The sequence below is a fragment of the Wenyingzhuangia sp. IMCC45574 genome (assembly GCF_054182685.1).
Window position 1 is genome coordinate 399135 of sequence record NZ_CM135169.1, and the last position, 21537, is coordinate 420671.

The window sequence follows — 21537 nt, forward strand, 5'->3', positions numbered from 1 at the left end:
ATTGTTTGTATGTGTTTTGGGTGTTTTTTAAATGTTAATAATGTTCGGAACGGTAATTGATGTAAATTAAAAAAATGATTATGAAAACCAAGTTTTTGAAAATAGAAAAGCCTTGTGAAGAGAAATGGGAGAATATGAGAAGTAATCAGCGTGGTGCTTTTTGTAATTTGTGTTCAAAAAATGTAATTGACTTTACTAATTTAAATCATTCTGAAATTCAAGAAATACTAGAGAGTTCTAAAGGTAATATCTGTGCAAGAATTACTTCAGAACAATCTCAACACCCTTTTTATCAACATGAGGTTGAAAAAAAATACAAATTACCTTATTCAAATATTGCAGCAGGTTTTCTTTTAGCAACTGCAATAACTGCTTGTGGCAACTCTCAAACAACTAATTCTTTTGTAAAAACAGAAGTTATTCAGACCGATACTAAAATTTCCAACACAAAAGAAGAAACACATCAAGGTCAAAAAGAAAAAGAGTCAATAAATAATAATACCATTATTTTTAGAGGGAGAATTTTTTCGGAAAAAGGGAAGGCAGTTGAGGGAGCAAGAGTAACGTTTGTCACTAAAAGTAAAATTATATCTGCTTACACATCCAAAGATGGTCGTTTTTCAATTGAAATTCCACAGGATTTGGTTCAAAAAACAAAAAATGTAATTCGAGTTACTTATCACAAAGTTAAGATAAAAAGGCAAGAAGTATTTATGGGCTATGATGCTAGTTTTCATATGTTAGAAGGAGAGCAACTTAAAAGCGAGTATAGAATTTTAGCAAAGGAAAGCAATGCAACGCTCGGTATGATTGCCTATGCAGGAGATTTTGATAAAAGACAACCTATACATTTGATAAATGGACAAGAAGTAAGCGAAGAGTTATTTTTTAAGAAAATAGAAATGAACAATAACGATACAAATAAAAGTTGTAGTTCTAAGGAGTCGGAAGTGTTCTATTTTAAACCTGAATATGCAAAGGCAATTTATGGGAAAAAGGCTAAAGATGGTTTGTATATGTTGGTTACAGAGTAAATAATAAATGGAAAAGAAAGTTCTCGTCTGCTTGAGTGTTGTTTTTCTATCCTTTTCTTGTCAAAAACAGAAAAAAGCAATGAAAAAGAGGGTATTATTAGCGAGTGTAGAAAGTATCATAAACAAACATGAAGATGGACAAGTTTATATTACAAGTGATACTTCGAGTGTTTATTATGATTGGCTAGTACCTAAAGAAAAAGTAAGTAGAGAATTTCTTGAAAAAATTGAAGAAAACAGTTTACAAGCAATAAGCATAGATACACTTGAACTATCAAAAAAATGGATGCCAATTTTCTTGTATCAAAATGAGTTTTATGTGTATGCACCTTCTGACTGGATATCTCATAGAAGAGTTTTTATTGAGAAATCCTATATTCATTTTTATTCAAGCGAATTGGTTTCTTATGTAGTATTAAATTATAGAATCAACAGTGAAGGAGTTTATGAATTTGAGATAATGAATCCTTATAGAGCTGAAAAAGAATTTCTATTAATTACAGATGTTGATATAGATAAAGGAATTACTTTATGGGAGCATCTGGATGAAAATAAAAAACATCAATATTCTGAATTAAGAGTTAAAGAAGAAAATGTGAAAAACTTTAAAATGATTGTGAATGATTGCTTTGAGCAAAAATGTGTTGATGAGTTTGAAATGGATAAAGAAGAATTTGGGAAATTGATAAAAAGTATAAAATCGAGAAAAGTTATATACCAGCAATAAAAGCCGTTAAATTCGTCTTTCTATCCAAGTTGATTTTCTTTCTTAATCTATGTCTGGCAACATGCACACTTCCTAGAGAAATACCTAACAGATAAGCCATTTCTTTCCCAGTAAAATTCAATTTAATCAGTGCACAGAGTTTTAATTCAGCAGCACTTAAGTCTGGAACTTTTTTCTGTAAACGTTCGTAAAACCCTTTGTTTAAAGAAGTAAAACGTTGGTTAAAATCTTCCCAAAGGTTCCCTGAGTTTTTGTCAATAGACTTTATCAAGCTTTTGGTACTAGAACTTTTGTCTGTTTCCAACAATTGAGATTTTAATGTGCTTATAATTTCTTCTTTTTCAATTAATTTAAGTGTGTTTATTGTTAGCTCTTTGTTGTTTGCTTCTATTTTCTTTTCAGACTCCTCTTGTTCTAGTTGGTGTTTTTTAGAACGAGCTTTTATCCAAATAAATACACCAAGCAATACAATGATAAAAACCCCTAGGATTAAATAAATTTTAAAACTTAAAATTCGATGTTCTATTTCAGATATTTTTAAGCGTTGAAAGTTGATTTTCTGATTTGAAATATTTAATTGATCCCTATAACGATCCTTTAAAGTTAAAAAGCTTTGGGTCGATTCGTTCCTAGGGTTAAGATATTTATTATAGATAGATCTAGATTTTCGAAGGTTTTTATAAGCTTCTTTATGATGATCAGTTTTGGCGAGCATTTCTCCATACTTTTCATACACATAAGCTTTAAAAAAAGCGTATTCACCGTAGGGATCTTCTACCTCAATTGCTTTTTTAAAGTATTCTTTAGAGCGTTGGTAATCCCCTTTGTAGTTGTAAATTTTCCCCAAACAAGCATAAAGGATATTTAGAAAAGAAGTCTCTTCGCTAGAATTATTTATCTTTTCAATGGATTGATTCACCAACTTAATAGCTTCTCCATATTCTTTTTTCCAAATATGTGTACTAGCCTTTTTTTCGTTAAAATAAATGGTGTAGTAGTCTCTTATTTTTTGTTCTTTGGCTATTTTCTGGCAGGTATCTATGTACTTAAGAAGTGGTTCTTCTTGTTGAATTCTTTGGTAATAAAGTACTAGGTTAAAGTAAGAGTTTAAAAGCTCTCTGTTAGATTGGTCTTTTCCTTTGTAGTAATATTTAAAATACTGATTTGATTTCTTAAAGTTAACACCAGCATTATTGTCTTGTTTAAATAGAAAATCTAATACACCTTGTTCTTTGTGAGCTTTTGCTAAAAGTAACGTGTCTTGAATTTGATTTGAAAGAAAAAGTGCATCACCAGCATAATTAAAAGCAGTTCCAAAATCTAAACGAGAACGATGGTATTTGCTTAATTCCATTAAGTTTTGAATCATAGCAACAGTATCCTGCTCTTTTTTAACTTTTTGATACGATTCTGAAAGTTCTAAACCCTGTTTTTTACTGATTAAAGGTTCGTTTAGAAAAAGGTTTGACTGTTGTGAATGTATAGTTGTAATAATTAACAAAAAACAAAATGTTAAGTATTTTTTATTTACTAACCTCATTATTTACAGGTGTTTGGGTTTTGAGTTAAGGTTTGGAGTTAAGTTGTTTTATGTCTGTTTTTAGCCCTTGTTAACTTTATGTAATCCTGAATTTAAGGATTTTAAATGAATGCTTGGCTAAATTAGTCAAACGAAATTAAGTGTAAAGATTTATTTAGTATTTCCATGAAAAAGTATTTCAGTTGTATTTTTCTTTTGTTTGTTAGTTTAGCTTTTGCTCAAAAAAAGCCTAATATTTTATTTATTGCAGTAGACGATTTAAGACCTGAGTTAGGATGTTATGGATCAGACATAGCTATTACTCCCAACATAGATAAGTTAGCCAGCCAGGGTTTACTATTTAACAGAGCTTATTGCCAACAAGCTATTTGTGGCCCGTCTAGAGCAAGTATTATGACAGGGATTAGACCCGAGAATAGCGGAGTCTTTCATAATTACTTAAAGTTTAGAGAGGCTAATCCAAATGTGAAGACATTACCGCAAACTTTTATAGAAAACGGGTATCAAGCAGTAAGTTATGGGAAAATATTTCACCATGGAGACAGAGATAAAATTTCTTGGAACAGAGAGCCTTTAAAGGGAGATCCTACTAAGTTGGCAAAAATGGGCTTTGCCTTGCCAGAAAATCAAAAGACAAGAATAGCCTCTAAAAAGGAAATGTTTGCCAAGTATGGTTCGGTAGCAAAATACGGATTGGCTATGGGGCCAGCATATGAGTGTGCAGATGTACCAGACAATGCCTACAAAGATGGCTTTAATGCAGAGTTAACCATTCAGACATTAAAAGATTTAAAAAAAGAGAATGGAAAACCATTCTTTTTAGGAATAGGCTTTCATAAGCCGCATTTAAATTGGGTTGCTCCAAAGAAGTATTGGGATTTGTACGATGCTTCTAAAATCAAGTTAACCAATCAAAAAAATCAACCTGAAAATGGAGCAACCGTTGGCTTACCACCCTCTTTTGAGCTAAGAGTGCGTAGTGGAATTCCTAAAATTGGAGGTTTAGAGAAAGAGCTACAGCTTACCCTAAAACATGCTTATTTAGCTTGTGTTAGTTATGTAGATGCCCAAGTAGGTAAAGTTCTAAACGAATTGGATGCCTTGGGGATGAGAGAAAATACCATTGTAGTATTGTGGAGTGACCATGGATATCATTTAGGTGATATGGGACACTGGGGAAAAGCAACGAATTATGAAATTGCTACAAGAGTACCGTTTATATTATCTACCCCAAATATGTCATCAAAAGTAAAAGGAAAACAAACGGATGCTTTGGTTGAATTGTTAGATATCTACCCAACTTTGTGCGACTTGGCGAATATTCCGGTCCCAGAAACTGCTGAAGGGAAAAGTCTAGCTTGTTTGTTAAAAAATCCAAATAAGAAGATTAGCAAATGGGCTATGAGTGTATTTCCATCTCCAGCATTAAGAGAATGGGGAGCTTATCCCATTAGACCCGCTATGAGAGAAACCTTTTTTGGTCCCTTGTTAAAAGAGGTTGAACGTAAAATTAAACAGCAACAAGGAAGTAAATGGAACAGACAGCTGTTTGAAAATAACCTGATGGGTTATGCTATTAGAACCGATCAATACAGAGTGATTTTTTGGAAAGATAGAACTCAAAAAGATGCAGAACCTATTTATGTAGAGTTGTACAATCACAAAAAAGATCCAAACGAAATAAAGAATATTGCGCAGAGCAACCCAAAAATTGTAAAGAAACTATACAAGCAATTTAAAGGAATTACAAGAAATTAAAATCTAGAAAACACTGAAAATCATGAAGAGAAGAGATTTTTTTAAGAAAGGAGTACAAGGTGCTGTGGCTGCTACTATTTTACCTGTTAGTAGCATGAGTGCTAGTGAAATATCGAATGAGGGACATTTAGAAATAAAGAAAGAAGAACGTTCAGGTGCCGATATTATAAGAAAGAAAACACTTGATTATGAGGTGGTGGTTGTTGGTGGTGGTGTAGCCGGAGTTTGTGCGGCTGTATCTGCTGCAAGAAATGGAGCTAAAACTATTTTGGTTCAAGATAGGCCAGTATTAGGAGGTAATGCATCCAGTGAAATTAGGGTGCATTTAAACGGTGTTACACATTTAAAAGATGGTAGACCCGAAAGAGAAACAGGAGTGGTAGAAGAGATTTTATTGCACAATCGTTTTCACAATCCACAGGAATCGTATCCTGTTTGGGATCATATTTTGTATGATTATGTTACTGCTACACCAAACTTAAAAGTGATTTTAAATACATCGGCTATAGAGGCTACCACTAAGAGTGATAAAATTACTTCGGTACGTTGTTGGCAATTAACAACAGAAACAGAAATTACCATTAACGGAGAAATTTTTATTGATTGTTCTGGAGATGGATTGATGGCTGCAACAGCTGGAGCTTTGTTTAGAAGTGGTAGAGAAGGAAAAGCTGAATTTAATGAGAAATATGCTCCAGATGAACCAGATGGTTGGAAAATGGGGGCAACTATTTTATTAAGTTGCAAAGATATGGGGAAACCAATGCCTTATGAAGCTCCACATTTTACCATTCCTTATGATTATAAGAATGCTCACAAACACAGAAAGTTAAAACACTTTGCTGAAGGTGTTTGGTGGGTAGAAGTAGGTAGTGATAAAGATATTATTGGAGAGTTTGAGGAGAACAGAGAAAAGCTAATGGGCTATGCATACGGGGTTTGGGACTATATTAAAAAAACGAATCCTAAAGCGGAAAACTATGCTTTAGATTGGGTGTGTTCTTTACCTGGTAAGAGAGAGTCTAGACGATTTTTAGGAGATTATATTCTAAGTGAACCAGATTTGTTAGGTTACAAGCATTTTAAAGATGCAGTAGGGTACGGTGGATGGTCTTTAGATGAACACAACCCTGGAGGTATTGAAAATATTAGCGAGCCTCCAAGTTATTTTCACGAACGATTTGTACGTGTTTATGAGATACCGTACAGAAGTCTGTATTCTAAGAATATTAAAAACTTATTGTTTGCAGGTAGAAACATTAGTCAAACCCACATTGCTTTGTCTTCTACAAGATTACAAGGAACTTGTGCAACTATGGGACAAGCCGTTGGTACTGCTGCAGCATTGTGTATTGCTAAAAACGTATTGCCAAGGAAAATATACACTAAGTACATAGATAAGTTACAAGAGCAATTGTTAAAAGATGATGCTTATATACCTAACAGACCTGCTAAGGATAAAACGGATTTGGCAAAGAAGGTGAGTGCTGTTTTTGCTTCATCAACTACTTCTGGAGATGCAAAGTTATTAATTGATGGGTATTCTAGAGATGTTGAAAATGAAATTCATCACTGGCAATCGGATGGTTTAAATGCAAATGTTCAATTAGAGTGGGATAAACCCGTGAAATTATCGAGTGTTATGGTAAAGTGCGATACCAATACAAGACGTAATTTATTAATGAGAAAAGACTCTAGAAACGATGAGAAATTTACCAATACTGTACCAGTAGAAATGTTAAAGTCATTAGACTTGGAGGTAAGAATAAATGGTGAATGGGTTAAGGTTGGAGAAAATAGGAGTAACCGAAGAAGGTTGATCAAATTTAATTTTGATACTATACAAACAACTGCTATTCGACTTAACTTAAAAGAAACTTATGGAGTAACCAATATTCGTTTGTACGAAGTAAGATGTTACGAAGCTTAATTTTTTTTGATTTTAATGAGTGTTTTACAAACTAAATTAAAGTATAAGTTATGAAGTATAGTTTATTAAATAGTATTACATGTCTATTGTTTTTGATGTTCTCTGGAACATCAAAAGCAGTAAATGTTTTAGGAAAAGAAACAAATACTATAAATATTACAACAAAAAATAGTAACCAATTATTAAATCCAGGTGTTTTTATAAGAAAAGGAGTTGGTTACCAGGGCCCTAAAGAAGAGGATATTAATAAACTCCCAAAGTTTTATATTCATTCAAATGTTAAAAATTTTACAAAAAGAACTAATGAGCTAATAAGAAAAGCAAGTAAAAGTAAAACGAATGGAATAAAAGGGGGTGTTGTTGTTATAAAAAAAGGAGAGTACTTAACAAAAGAATTAGTGTTAAAGTCTAACGTTCATATACGATTAGAGCCCGAAGTTGTTTTAAAAGCTGATCAAAGAGACCCAAATAAAGCTTATAAAACAAAAATGGTTTTTAACATAGGAAGATTTGAAGCAGTTGAAAATGTATCAATTATTGGATATGGTAATGAAAATGAGAGACCAATTATTGAGTATAAAAGAGAGAGTGCAGAAAGAGGTAAAGGAGGAGTAAGAGGTTTTTCTATTGGAGCAGCCAAAAATTTATTTATTCAAAATGTTCTTATAAAGGATGACGAAACTAAGTTTTCAGGAGTAAGTTTTTCATTTTTAAAAAATACATATACAGACAATGGTAGAGCTAACAACGTTACTGTAGATAATGTAGAACAAACAAATGCTTCTTATGGTTATGGGTTAATCCAATCTAATACAGGTAAAAATATGCTTTTTAGTAATTTAAAATGTTCGGGAGGGGTTTGTGCTAGAATAGAAACAGATAATAGATTTTCGAAGAGTAAATTTGGAGTTAGTAATATTCGAGTTGAAAATGTAATGAGTATTAGGGGAAAAGCAGCTGTGTATTTAAACCCTCATAACTTATCAAATGGAGATGTTTATATTAACGGAGCTCACTCCATCAATTCTTCTATGACAATAGAAATTAGACCAGGCTTTCATGATACTACTGGAAAAGCTAGGTATGGTAAGCATTCATCAATTAAAAATGTTACAGCAGTTTATGGATTAGAGTCAACTGTACATTTTTCGGGAAAGAAACACATTCCAAAATGCTTATTGCATTATTTTAAGACTAAAGGAAAATTAATTGATAAAGAAAACCCAAAAGTTAGATTAGGACCATCAATTTGTGTTATTGGTGATTTTGTAGGACAATTTAAAATAGATGAAGAAACAGTTTCTGCTTCTATTCCAGATAATGAGAAAAATCCAGATAATAGTATTGAAAGTAGAAAGATGATTGTAAGAGGTAAAGCATATAGAGGTGATAACCCAGAAAAAAACTGTGGTGAATTAGCGTACGATTGAGTATTTGGTTTTATTATATAGGTATATAAAAGTAATATTTTATAGTTTTTTGATTTTCCATAAGGGACAACTTTAATATTACATTTATGAAATCAATAATTTTAAGAGAACAGTTCGCATAATTTTTTCTGAATGCTCTAGGAACCTAATATATAGAATTTTGTTTTAAGTTATAATTCTTTAAGTCATTCTAAGTTTTATATGAGTTGTATAATCTTATTGTTTGTTGATTATGAGGGATTAAGTTAGGGGAGGTGAATAAATTATGGTCAAGTTATCCGAATTTAGAAATAGCTATAAGTTTATAGCTTTATGACATAAACAAATTTACATATAACAAGAGCTAATTAGTTTAAAAATGAATATCGTTTATATATAATAAACTATGTGAATTTAGAATTAGCTTGTTTTAATATAGGTTAGTTTATTAAAGAAAAACGTGCCAATTATCAGATTCCTAAAAAACAATTCTTCTAAGTGTGAAATTTTGGTAATTCTACTGTTGATTGGGAGTTAATGTTAATTGTGCATTGTTTTTCTTTTCTATAAAGCATTATAAGTCAAAATAATGCTACTTTAGGGTAAGATAGATGGATTCTTTCCTGTAATGTTTTAGTTATTTTGTAATATAAGAGGATGATAGTTTTAGAATCCTCATTTATAGTATAGTTTAATTAAAATATTATTAAAACATGAAAAGGTTTACCCTTCTGATATTCTTTGTGTTAGCTAAGTTAAGTGTTTGTGCTCAAGACAAACCAAACATTATTTTATTATTTGCAGACGATGCAGGTTATATGGACTTCGGTTTCCAAGGAAGTAAGGTGATGAAAACTCCTCATTTAGATAAATTGGCAAAATCGGGAGTAACATTTACACAAGGATATGTATCAGATCCTACTTGTGGACCTTCTAGAGCAGGTATGATGACAGGAAAGTACCAAGCAAAATTTGGTTACGAAGAAATAAATGTACCAGGGTTTATGAGCCCACATTCTGCTATTAAAGGAGATGAAATGGGATTGCCGTTGGATCAGAAAATGATGTCTAGTTATTTAAAAGATCTAGGGTATAAAACGGCAGTATATGGAAAATGGCATTTAGGAAATGCAGATCGTTTTCACCCTTTAAATCGTGGTTTTGATGAGTTTTATGGATTTAGAGGAGGAGCTCGTAGCTATTTTGCTTACAAAAAACCAACAGGTGACCGTAAAATGGAAACCAACTTTGGACAGTACGAAGAACCAGATCACTATGCTACAGATGTTTTTGCAGAAAAAGCAGTAGACTTTATAGAAAGAAACAAGAAGAACCCTTTCTTTATTTACTTGTCTTTTAATGCGGTACATACTCCTATGGAAGCTACAGAAGAAGACTTGGCAAAATTTCCAAACTTAACAGGAAAAAGACAGCAATTAGCAGCCATGACTTTGGCTTTGGATAGAGCTTGTGGTAAAGTTTTAGACAAATTAAAAGACTTAGGTATCGATAAAAATACAATTGTTGTTTTTAGTAATGACAATGGAGGTCCATCGGACAAGAATGCATCAAACAACAAGCCTTTAAGTGGTACAAAATCGAATCATTTAGAAGGAGGAATTAGAGTTCCTTTCTTAATGAGTTGGCCTAAGCAAATAAAGAAGAAATCAAGTTATAATTATCCTATAGTAACGTTTGATTTACTGCCAACATTCTATGCCGCAGCAGGAGGAGATGTAAAAGATTTAAAAGAGGTAGATGGAGTAAATGTATTGCCTTTTGTAAAGGGAGAAAAGGAAGGAGCTCCACACGATATTTTATTTTGGAAAAAAGAAACTAGGGCGGTTGTAAGAGAAGGAGATTTTAAATTGATTCGTTTTCCAGACAGACCCGCTGAATTATACAATGTTCCTAACGATACTTCTGAGCGTTACAATTTGGCAAATCAATACCCAGAAAAAGTAGAAAGTATGTACAAAAAACTATTCGATTGGGAAATGACTTTACAAAGGCCGTTGTGGTTGTTAAAACGTAAGTACGAACGTTACGATGTGGATAGAATGAATAAATACAGAAAAGGGTGGGAACCATATCCTACAAATTTAAAATAATCAACGATGAAGTTTAAGTATATATTAATAGCAGCCGTTTTTTTAGGGATTAGCTGTAGTAAAAAAGTAAGTCCGTCTAAAGAAACAAAATCGGTTGCTTCTGTAATGCCATATTCTGACCCAACTAACCAAGGGGGATGGGTTTTAAACAATGAAGTAAGTGATGAGTTTAATGAAAGTTCATTAGACAGGGATAGATGGCATGTTGTAGGAGAAATGATCAACGGAAAACCGAGTTATAAAAATCCAGACAGACCACACAGAGAAGATTGGATTGGTAGAGCACCTTCTCAGTTTTCGGGTAATAATTTTAGATTCGAAAATGGAATGTTAAAATTAGAAACTCGTTGGGAACCAGATTTTCCCTTTAGTGATAAAAAAGACAAAGTAGGAAAGAAGTTAGTGGCTCATGAAAACATTACTACGGCTTGTATTATAGCAAGGAAAGAATTTTTATATGGGTATATGGAAATCCGTTGTAAAGCAGCAGATGCAGAAGTTTCTAGTGCGTTTTGGGCTACAGGAGGTCAGACAGAGTTTGATATGTTTGAGTTTTTTGGAGATCATAGACAGCCTAAAAAGGAAGCAGATGGTAAAGACAAAGAGTTGTGGTGGTCTATGCACGATTGGAGTAGAACCGGTAAAGGAAAAACAACCTATACAGAACACAAATATTTCGATTTTAGAGTAGCAGATGATTTTCATGTATATGGTTACGATTGGAGTGCTGAGGGTGTAAAGATTTATGTAGATGGAAAATTGTTTAGAGATGTTTCTAGAAAGCAAATCAACGATTGGGATGATGTGAATTTAAGCAAAGGAGGAAATGGAGCTGCAGAGAATTATGTAATTACCAAGCCGGTAAAAATATGGTTAGATCAAGAGACTTTTCCTTGGCATGGAGTACCAGATAGCAAAGAGGATTTACATCCATCTGGTAAAGTGGAATTTCAGGTAGATTATGTAAGAGTTTGGCAGAAAAAGTAAATACAGTTTTAATAACGATAAGTAACGTAAGATGAAGAAGTTTATAACAAGTGCTATTGCTTTTTTGGCTTTCAGTATTGGTTTTGCTCAAGAGCATGCCATTCTAAACCATAAACATAGCAAACATGTAAAATTAAAAAGTATCAATCTAGGAGATTGTAAGTGGACAGAGGGTTTTTGGGCAGATAAGTTTAAAACAGCCGAGAAAACTATGATTCCTTATATGAGGTCTGTTTTAACAGGAGATGTTGGTCATGCTTTAAATAATTTTAAGATTGCGGCTGGGTTAAAGAAAGGAGAGCACAAGGGGATGCGCTGGCACGATGGTGATTTTTATAAGTTTATGGAAGCTATCTGCTATCTATATGTTCAAAATGGAGATCCTAAATTATTAGAAGAACTAGATGGGTATATTGAAATCATTAAAAAAGCTCAGGCAGAAGATGGTTATTTACAAACTCAAATTCAGTTAAATAAAAAAGTAGATCGTTACGAGAATCGAAAGTATCATGAAATGTATAATACAGGACATTTCTTAACTACTGCTTGTATACATTATAGAACAACTGGAAAAAGGAACATGTTAGATTTAGCGATTAAACACGCAGATTTATTATGTGTTCAGTTTATGCCGGATAATAAGTTGTTAGGACGTTTTGGGTTCAATCAAACTCAGATTATGGGGCTGGTAGAAATGTTTAGAACTACAAAAGATAAGAAGTATTTAAAGCTAGCAGAAAAATTCATCAACAACAGAGGAAAATACAAAGTAACTGAGGTTTCTACCACTGTAGGGTACCCAATAGGAGATATGGTACAAGAACGTACACCATTACGTAAAGCAAAAGAAGCTGTAGGGCATGCAGTTTTGGCTTTGTATTATTATGCGGGAGCTGCAGATGTGTATGCAGAAACAGGAGAACAAGCTTTGTTAGATGCTTTGGATAGGTTATGGTACAATGTGACTGAGCAAAAAATGTACGTAACTGGAGCAGTAGGACAAACGCACTTTGGGGCATCTACTCACAGAGATAAAATAGAAGAAGGTTTTATAGACGAGTATATGATGCCGAATATGACAGCGTATAACGAGACATGTGCAAATATTTGTAATTCTATGTTTAGCTACCGTATGTTAGGGTTGCACGGAGAGTCTAAATATGCAGATATTATGGAGTTGGTGTTGTATAACAGTGGATTGTCTGGAATTAACTTAAAGGGAGATAGGTATTATTACGCAAATCCGTTAAGAGTAATTAAGGGATCTAGAGATTATAGTAAAATGAATACGGAGTATCCTACTCGCCAACCATATTTAGATTGTTTCTGTTGTCCTCCTAACTTGGTTAGAACGGTTGCAAAAGTATCTGGATGGGCTTATAGTTTGGCAGAAAACGGTGTGGCAGTAAATTTATATGGAGGAAATAAATTGAATACAAAATTGTTGGATGGTTCTAAAATATCATTAACACAAGAATCTAATTATCCATGGGATGGAGATGTAAAGATTACTGTTAACAAAGCTAAAAGAGATGCTTTTAATGTAATGCTTAGAATTCCAGGATGGGCTAATGGAACTACTGTAAAAGTAAATGGACAAGTTACTGCTGTAAAAGTAGTTGCTGGTGAGTTTGCTACCATCTACCGCAAGTGGAGAAAGGGAGATACGATTACCTTAGATTTTCCAATGGAGGTGTATTTTGTAGAAGGACATTCTAGAATTGAAGAAGTAAGAAACCAAGTGGCAGTTAAAAGAGGGCCAGTAGTATACTGCTTAGAAACTGTTGATTTACCAAAAGATACTAAAATTGTAGATGCATATATAACAGGAGACGTTAATGCTCTTAAAGCAGAATACAAGCCAAACTTTTTAGGTGGTTTAACAACTATTTCGGGTGAATTATTAATTAGAAAAGATACTCCAAGCAGCAATATGTATCATAAGGTTTCTAAACCTAAATTAGAGAAATACCAAACACAGTTAGTGCCGTATTATTCTTGGTCTAACAGAAATAAGGGAAAAGAAAGCGGAATGACGGTTTTCTTACCTGTTGTATGGAAGTAAAAAGAAGGTGATGTGTTTTAAATAATAAGCCCATTTGATGGCTTAAATTTAAGTAACCCCAAGCAGGAATGTTTGGGGTTTTTATTTAAAACCCTTCAAATACACCCAAGCCAAACAAAGCAAAATCGTATTTAACAGGGTCTGTAGGGTCTAGTTTTCTAAGGTTGGTATCTAACTCTAACAATGTTTTTGCATCGTTTTGTTTTCTTGTAATAAGTTCTAGTTTTCTACCTACATTTCCGGTGTGCACATCCAAAGGGCAAGAAAGGTATGCTGGGGGAATAGTTTTCCAAATTCCTAGATCTACTCCTAATGTATCTTGTCGTACCATCCAACGTAGAAACATATTAATCCTTTTAGCAGCTGAACCTTTTAAAGGATCAGAAACGTGCTTTGTAGTTCTTGCTGGGTGTGGAATCTCAAAAAACACTTTTTTGAATTCGTGAATTGCAGGTTGCAGCGAATTGTTTTTTATGTTGTTTGAAAATACAAATTCTAGTCCTTTATGGTTTTTATAGATGTTTTTTAGAGAATTTATGAAGAAACCGAAATCGTTTCCGTTAAAAGTTCGGTGTTTAAAATCTACTAGTTTTTCTAAATCTTTAGGTTGATGGTGCATTACAAAATCATAAGGACTATTTTCTAGTAAGTCCATCATTTGAATACAGTTTTTTATAATCATGGCACGTTTTCCCCAAGAAATAGTAGCTGCTAAAAACCCAGCAATTTCTATATCCTCCTTTTTGGTGTATAAATGAGGTATTTGCACAGGATCTGTTTCTATAAAATCTTTAGTGTTGTATTGAATTACTTTTTGATCTAGAAACTCTTTTAGTTCTTTTTGCTGCATTATGATAGAATGAATAGAATTGCAAATATATGAATCGTGAGCTAGGGAGTATTTGAAACTAAAAAAGAACCCAATGAAAATTTCAGAGGGTTCTTACTGAACAAAATAAATGAAAGATTATTTAAGAAAAACCTGACTTAAATACTTGTTTAAAAATTTACCCTTTGGATCCATTTCATTTCTCAATTCAACAAAATCATTCCATTTAGGATATAGCTTAGATAGCTCGTGGTATTTTGCTTTAAAACGTTTTCCCCAGTGCGGTTTACCTCCGTGTTTTAAGAAAACGTCTTCTACCTTATCAAATGCTTCGTAACTATCAGCTGCAGGAGAGTTTCTACAAACACAACCAATGCTTACTGCATCTTCGTTGTAAGCGTAACTTAACCAAGTATTGTCCTTTTTAATAAAACGAACATCCATTGGTACATGTACAAAAGCATTATTGTTATTGCTGTTTAAAACTTCTTTTAACTCTTTAAATAAGTCCTGAAATTTAGAATAAGCAATCGTCCATTCTGCCAATTCCATGCTTGCACCTCTTTTTTTAGTAACTGTTGCATCATATAAAGAACCTGCATGTTCCTTTTTTGCTCTAAAAAATAAGTTGAACAATATTTTATTTGCCAAAACTGTGAATTTAGGGTTCTGGGTTGTAAACTGATATAGGAACTTAGAAGTCTTTCTTCTATATTTTATATACTTTGGGACGTCTTTTGGGACAAATTTAAATTCTTTAGATACTTTGTTTCCTAAAATAACATAGCCGTGGTCTGTGTGTGGAAGCCATAGAACTCTAACAAAGTCATAGTTTTTTAGATATTTATCAATATTTAAGAGCCAAGTACTGTCTTTCTGTGGAGCCTCTTTTAAATGAAGCCTATAGTTGTCTTCACATGCAAATGTTATTTCTGAAAAAACGCCTAAAGTACCCAATGAGAGTCTCAGTGCATCCATTTCACTGTTTTCATCGGTATATTCTTTAATACTTCCATCGGCTAAAACCATTCTAAATTTAGATACGTATTTAGCAAGTATAAATCCGTTTGTACCATGAGTACCTGTGGCCAAAGCTCCTCCAATGGTAACTTTATCTATATCTGGCAAACAAGGAATACACCAACCTAAGTTTTGTATTTCTTTAATTACTTTTTCTAAAGTAATTCCGGGTTGTACAGTAATCTCTTTTGTTGCTTGGTTTACGGTTATAATTTTATTGTAGTTTTCAATATTTATCAAGGTATCTGTACCTGCAGAAATATCAGAAGAAGAATACCTATTACCAAATACTCTAACAGAATTACTCTGGGCTATCACCTTGCTTAATTGCTCTTCGGATGTAATAGAAATTAGTTTATTATACGAATGGGATACATTTTCATTCCAACTAACCCATAAGTTTTCTTTGTTGGAGCTATCAATGCTTTTTGTATTGTATGTGCTTTTTGGGAGCACGTTGGTTGATGATGACATGGTTTTGTTTTTTGCGAATTTAAAAAGCTCTTTTACGATAAGTGTTATGGTTGCCAAAATGAAGTTATTTTGGATTGTTTCTAAATATAAGAGATGTGCAAACCTTTGTTCTTACTTAGGAGGTAGTTGCATAGTAGCTTTTAAAGTTCATTGTTGGACTTTATGTATTTTTTTGAATATATTTACGTTCTTTCAATTCATACACGAGTTACTAAACAAGTAGATTTATTTTGAATTCTATACAAAAAATAAGATTATCATTAAAGGAATATAAAGAGTTGTATAACGATTTGTATTTTTCTTTATGCTTATTTGCGGACAAGTATGTAAAAGATTTAGAACTATCTAAAGATCTGGTACAAGATGTATTTGTTAAAATATGGAAGGATGAAATTGAGTTTCAAAGTAAAAATGCAATTAAATCTTATTTGTATAATGCTGTTAGGAATAAGTGTCTAGATACTTTAAAAAATAAATCATATCAAGCTAAAAAGCCATTAACAGAAGTAGAATTGGCAATTTTAGAATCTGACAGTTATTTTGAAAAAGAAGTATTAATAGAAGAAGTTTCTACTGCTTTACATAATGCTGTAAACACACTTCCAGAGAAATGTAGACAAATAATGAGGTTAAGTCTAAGAGGTTTAGAAAACTCTCAGATTTCAGAGGAACTTTCATTGTCTGTTAATACTGTAAAAGCCCAAAAGAGAATTGCTTATCAAAAACTAAAGCCAATTTTAAAAGAATCAATATTAGGTTTGTTTTATTACTTATTTATCTAGTTTTAGTCTCTGTTTTTACTTTTTTTTTACTTTTTTTTACTTTTATTTAACCCTTTCTCTTTTTTTGTCGTCTTTGTTTGTAGATGTGCTAATTATAGTGTTTTAAAATGAAGAGATTAGAAAGTATCATTTCACTAGCAAAAAGAATCGCTTTTTCTATTATTAAAGAGAAAAAGATTGATGATAATGAATTGAGTCCGTTTTTTAATGAAAGTGATAAAAAGGAAATTGTTTCTAGACTAAACAATAGTCACGAAAAGAAAAGAAGAGAGATTTTATTAAAGAAGTTAAAGACAAACAAAAAAAATGATTGGAAAAAAATAGAGGATCAAGTTGCTCCTAAATCTAAGTACTATGTTTTAAAACCAATTTTAAAAGTAGCTGCCGTTTTTGTTGGGGCTATGGGTATAACATATTTGTTTTATGTAGGAAATACTTCTAATGATATAGATTTAGCTAGTAATGATATTGTTTTAAAGTTAGATAATGGAAATAAAGAAATAATTTCTAATGATGGAACAAGAACAATTATTGATAAAAAAGGGAAAGTAATTAGTGAAAAAAACGGAGGGGTATTAGATTATTATGCTTCGAACGAAGCTACCTCTCTTAAGTTTAATGAAATTACGGTACCCTATGGTAAAACATTCCAATTACTTCTTTCTGATAGTACAAAAGTGTATTTAAACTCAGGAACCACGTTAAAGTATCCTGTTAAATTCTTAAAAAATTACAATAGAGAGGTTGAGTTAACTGGTGAAGCTTTCTTTGAGGTTTACAAAGACAAAAAAAGACCTTTTATAGTGAAGTCTAATGAGTTAAACATAAAAGTATTAGGGACAAAGTTTAATGTGACTTCATACCCTGAAGATTGGGCTACAAATACTGTTTTAGTAGAAGGAGCTGTAAGTTTGTATACCAACGAGAAATCTAAAGTAACCCTTAAACCTTTTGTGTTAAAACCCAATCAAAAAGCATCGTGGATAAATAACAAGAAAACCATGCGTGTAGGTAATGTATACGATACTTCTATATATACTGCTTGGATTGATGGAAAGATTATTTTTAAACATATGAAGTTTAAAGCGATCGTAAAAAAATTAGAAAGACATTACAACGTAGAAATTGTAAATAGAAATAAAGAATTATCTGAAAAGACTTTTACAGCAAGATTTGATATTGAAACTATTGAACAAGTCTTAAACACTTTTAGTAAAAGTTATCCTATAAACTATACAATAGAAAAGAAGAAGATTATTATTAATTAACTAAAAACGATAACTATATGATTTGAGACTTAAACGAACCAAAAACAAATAGCCTATAAAAAAATCGGAAAATGCTGCCACATTTCCCGATAATATAAACATAGTGCTAAAACAATTATTAAACACTAAACGAATAACAAAAGTATGAAAAATCTCATTAATACAGTGAGGATATCTCGCTGTACCTTAAAGTTGGATTTAAAGATGAAACTAACTATTTATTTATTCATTTTTTCTTTGATTCAAATCCACGCGAGTACTTACTCTCAGAATACTAAAATTTCATTAAAACTTGATAATACAAGTATTGAAAATGTATTGCACGAAATTGAATCTAAGACGGAATTTAAATTTTTATATAACGATAATGATGTTGATTATCGCAAACAAGTTACTGTAGACGCAAAGGAAACTTTGGTGTCTAAGATTTTAGATAAGGTATTTACAGGAACAAATATTACTTACGAAGTATTAGATAAGCAAATTATTCTAGTAAACGAACAAGACGAATTAAACACGTCTTTGGTTTATGAAGAGCAGAAGTCTAGAAAAGTAACAGGTACTATAAAAGATGATAATGGAGAACCTTTAATTGGGGTTACCGTAATGATTAAAGGTACCAGCAAAGGTGTTACTTCAGACTTTGATGGTAATTATACTGTGATGGTTAAGGATGATTTAGCTGTTTTAGTATTTAGCTATATGGGGTATAAAGACAAAGAGGTCTTGGTTGGAGATAAGTCTGTACTTGATGTACAATTAGAAACTTCAGCAGCAGATCTAGAAGAAATTGTATTGGTAGGTTATGGTACTCAAAAGCGTAGTGATGTAACTGGTGCGATTGCTTCTATTAGCTCAGAAAAGCTATTAAAAGCTCCCATTGTTAAAATGGAAACAGGAATGCAAGGAAGAGTTGCTGGGGTTACTATAAAACAAAGTACTGGAGCTCCCGGACAGAGAATGAAAATGAGAATTCGTGGTGCGGGTTCTATTAATTTTTCTAATGAGCCCTTATATGTTATAGATGGTTTTATTGGAGCTGATATTTCTACAATCAACCCTGCGGATATTGCTAAAATAGATATTTTAAAAGATGCTTCTGCTACTGCAGTATATGGGGCAAGAGGTGCAAATGGAGTGGTGTTAATTTCTACAGTTAAACCAAAAGAAGGACCTTTTGCTGTTACTTTTGATACAAACTATAGTATTGGTAAAATTATTAATAAATATGACTTGTTATCTGCAGGGGAGATGGCGGAGTTATATAACGAAAGATCTGTGGCTTTAGGAACAACTCCAGAAAGTTTACCATTTACTCAGCAACAAATAGACGATTTTAAGCAAAACGGAGGTACTGATTGGCAAGATTTGGTAACGAGGCAAGCATTTAGAACTAATCATACTTTAACTGTAAATGGAGGAACTGAAAATTTAAATTATTATTTTTCAGCTAATAATTTAAAAGATGAAGGGATTATAAAGAATTCTTTTTATAAAAGAAATTCTATACGTTCCAATATTTCAGGAAAAGTAGGGAAGTATATAGATTTTAGATTCAACACCTATGGAACGATGACAGACAGTCAGGCTAATGGTGTTGGTACAGGAGGGAGAAACAACCCAATAGGACGTGCTGCAATATTTCCTCAAATTTGGCCAGCAAGAAATGATGCTGGAGAAATTATTGATCCTACCACATATGATAGTTATAATGGTGCGTTTTTACCTGGTAGAGATGTACATCCAGAATTAGCTATTGATCAAGATCAGGTTACAGAAAACGAAAGCTTATTGTCTAATTTGGATTTACATTTTAAGTTAGGGAATGGTTTTTCATTCGATTTTAATAATTCTGGTAGAATTACTTCTGGTTTCACAGGAAGTAGACAAATAATAGATAACGTAAATGTTAATAGAGATAACCTAACAGCACAGCATGTGTATAGAAGAGGTAGAAGTTACATGACAACTGGAATGTTAAATTATGAAAAAGAGTTTGGAGACCACAAAATTAAGGCTTCTGCTGTTTATGAATTCCAGAAAAGTACTAGTCAGGCTACTACATCAACTGTAGGGGACTTTAAGACTTTAGGTAATGGATGGTTTGTACTAGAAAATGGAACACCAACCAGAACTGCTTCTAACTTAAATGCTAATAGTAACCTTGGTGGAGCAAGAAAAATACGTTCATATATGGGACGTTTTAACTATAGTTTTAAGGATAAGTATTTGTTAACCGCTTCTTTAAGAGCTGATGGAAATTCTGCTTTACATCCAGATCATAGATGGGGGTATTTTCCTTCAGCAGCCTTAGCATGGAATGTTACGAAAGAAGAATTTCTTAAAGATTCAGATGTTATAAATAGATTAAAAGTAAGAATAGGTTATGGTGCTACAGGAAATACAGCAGTACCTAATTATTTTAGATTTATAAAATTCGATAATACCAATGCTGCAAATGGATATAGTTGGTATCCTTTTGATAGTGATGGTGTTGTTCAGGGGGTTGTATTAGCTGATCCAACTTCTCCATTTATAAAATGGGAAACTACAGTACAACATAATGTAGGGTTTGATATAGGTTTGTTGAATAATAAAATTAATGCAACATTAGACTTGTATAATAAGGAAACAAGTGATGTTGTATTGAAAAATTCGATTCCTAGATATACTGGATTTCAGTCATTTGGTAAGAATTCTGCAACCATACAAAATAAAGGAATTGAGTTAGGATTAAACTTTAATATCAAAGATACACAAGACTTTCATTGGGATGCTTATTTGAATGTATCTAGAAATGTAAACAAGGTTAAAAAACTAGGAGGAGAAACAACAGAAACTTTCCTAGCTGATGAGGCAGCTTTAGGTATTTGGAGTTTAGTAGGAGGAAATTCTAAGTTTATTGTTAAAGAAGGAGAGTCAATGGGAAGTTTGTTTGGGTTAAAAGCAATTGGAATTTGGCAAGAAAATGAAGCTACAGAAGCAGAGGCCTTTGGAGCTAAACCAGGAGAAGTAAAGTATGAAGATTTAGATGGAAGTGGTAATTATTCTGCAAGTGATAGACAAATTGTAGGGAATACTGCACCAGACTTTACTTATGGATTAGGAACTAGTGTTGCGTATAAAGGATTCGATGCAACTATTCAATGTGTGGGATCGGTTGGTAACGAAACTTACAATTGGTCTAGAAACTTTTTAAATCAACAAATGTCTACTGCAGATTATAGAAATAGATGGACTTCTACAAATACAGGCTCTACCCAACAGATATACAAGCCTGTAGGAGCAGATTTGTCTGCTAATTATGTAGTTAGTCAATATATTGAAGATGCTTCGTTTTTTAAAATTAGTAACATAACTCTAGGTTATACTATACCAAAGAATGTAGCTAGTAAGTTTAAGATAAGCTCATTACGTTTTTACGGGAGTATAGATAATGTTTTAACAATTACAGATTATACTGGTTTAGACCCAGAGGCTTCTAGTACAGCTATCAATAGTGATGCACAAGCAGGTGTTGATGCATTTTCTTATCCGTTAACAAGAACAATATCTTTTGGTGCTAAGCTAGCGTTCTAAGATTTAAAAATTAATTTAAAAGAC

General features: G+C 32.5%; 14 protein-coding genes. 11 read left to right on the forward strand and 3 right to left on the reverse strand.

The window, feature by feature from the left end; all coding sequences use genetic code 11:
- The first annotated feature begins 80 nt into the window (after window positions 1-80).
- Both ACXHHC_RS01830 and ACXHHC_RS01835 read left to right on the forward strand, forming a co-directional pair.
- Window positions 81-1034, forward strand: coding sequence for a carboxypeptidase-like regulatory domain-containing protein (locus ACXHHC_RS01830; protein WP_458227946.1), 954 nt, complete (start codon window positions 81-83; stop codon window positions 1032-1034).
- A 79-nt stretch (window positions 1035-1113) separates the two neighbouring features.
- Window positions 1114-1761 (forward strand): hypothetical protein, encoded by a 648-nt coding sequence (locus tag ACXHHC_RS01835; RefSeq protein ID WP_458227947.1) that lies wholly within the window; start codon window positions 1114-1116, stop codon window positions 1759-1761.
- Here the strand turns inward: ACXHHC_RS01835 and ACXHHC_RS01840 are convergent.
- A complete protein-coding gene (locus ACXHHC_RS01840; protein WP_458227948.1) occupies window positions 1745-3301 on the reverse strand; it encodes a hypothetical protein in 1557 nt (518 codons plus the stop codon). The genes ACXHHC_RS01835 and ACXHHC_RS01840 overlap by 17 nt on opposite strands.
- Window positions 3302-3466: 165 nt before the next feature.
- Between ACXHHC_RS01840 and ACXHHC_RS01845 the strand changes: the two genes are divergently transcribed.
- From ACXHHC_RS01845 to ACXHHC_RS01870, 6 genes are all read left to right on the forward strand, one after another.
- Window positions 3467-5059 (forward strand): sulfatase, encoded by a 1593-nt coding sequence (locus tag ACXHHC_RS01845; RefSeq protein WP_458227949.1) that lies wholly within the window; start codon window positions 3467-3469, stop codon window positions 5057-5059.
- 22 nt (window positions 5060-5081) lie between these two features.
- Complete coding sequence (locus ACXHHC_RS01850) at window positions 5082-6989, forward strand: FAD-dependent oxidoreductase (protein WP_458227950.1); 1908 nt, start codon at window positions 5082-5084, stop codon at window positions 6987-6989.
- Between the two features lie 50 nt (window positions 6990-7039).
- Entirely contained in the window at window positions 7040-8419 is a 1380-nt protein-coding gene (locus ACXHHC_RS01855) for a hypothetical protein (protein ID WP_458227951.1), read from the forward strand.
- Between the two features lie 692 nt (window positions 8420-9111).
- On the forward strand, window positions 9112-10509 hold the full coding sequence (locus ACXHHC_RS01860) for a sulfatase-like hydrolase/transferase (RefSeq protein ID WP_458227952.1): 1398 nt from the start codon (window positions 9112-9114) through the stop codon (window positions 10507-10509).
- Window positions 10510-10515: 6 nt separating this feature from the next.
- Window positions 10516-11496, forward strand: coding sequence for a family 16 glycosylhydrolase (locus ACXHHC_RS01865; protein WP_458227953.1), 981 nt, complete (start codon window positions 10516-10518; stop codon window positions 11494-11496).
- A gap of 31 nt (window positions 11497-11527) precedes the next feature.
- A complete protein-coding gene (locus ACXHHC_RS01870; protein WP_458227954.1) occupies window positions 11528-13561 on the forward strand; it encodes a glycoside hydrolase family 127 protein in 2034 nt (677 codons plus the stop codon).
- An 85-nt stretch (window positions 13562-13646) separates the two neighbouring features.
- Here ACXHHC_RS01870 and ACXHHC_RS01875 read toward each other — a convergent pair whose 3' ends face one another.
- The gene (locus ACXHHC_RS01875) at window positions 13647-14411 is read right to left on the reverse strand and encodes a TIGR02757 family protein (RefSeq protein WP_458227955.1); all 765 of its coding nucleotides are present in this window, start codon (window positions 14409-14411) and stop codon (window positions 13647-13649) included.
- A 117-nt stretch (window positions 14412-14528) separates the two neighbouring features.
- Window positions 14529-15884: a D-arabinono-1,4-lactone oxidase gene (locus tag ACXHHC_RS01880; protein ID WP_458227956.1), complete on the reverse strand. Its 1356-nt coding sequence runs from the start codon at window positions 15882-15884 to the stop codon at window positions 14529-14531.
- A gap of 230 nt (window positions 15885-16114) precedes the next feature.
- Here ACXHHC_RS01880 and ACXHHC_RS01885 point away from each other — a divergent pair, with 230 nt between their 5' ends.
- The 3 genes from ACXHHC_RS01885 (at window position 16115) to ACXHHC_RS01895 (ending at window position 21513) form a co-directional block, all read left to right on the forward strand.
- Window positions 16115-16666: an RNA polymerase sigma-70 factor gene (locus tag ACXHHC_RS01885; protein ID WP_458227957.1), complete on the forward strand. Its 552-nt coding sequence runs from the start codon at window positions 16115-16117 to the stop codon at window positions 16664-16666.
- A 107-nt stretch (window positions 16667-16773) separates the two neighbouring features.
- The gene (locus tag ACXHHC_RS01890; protein ID WP_458227958.1) at window positions 16774-17934 is read left to right on the forward strand and encodes a FecR family protein; all 1161 of its coding nucleotides are present in this window, start codon (window positions 16774-16776) and stop codon (window positions 17932-17934) included.
- A 204-nt stretch (window positions 17935-18138) separates the two neighbouring features.
- Window positions 18139-21513 (forward strand): TonB-dependent receptor, encoded by a 3375-nt coding sequence (locus ACXHHC_RS01895; RefSeq protein WP_458227959.1) that lies wholly within the window; start codon window positions 18139-18141, stop codon window positions 21511-21513.
- Window positions 21514-21537: the final 24 nt, after the last annotated feature.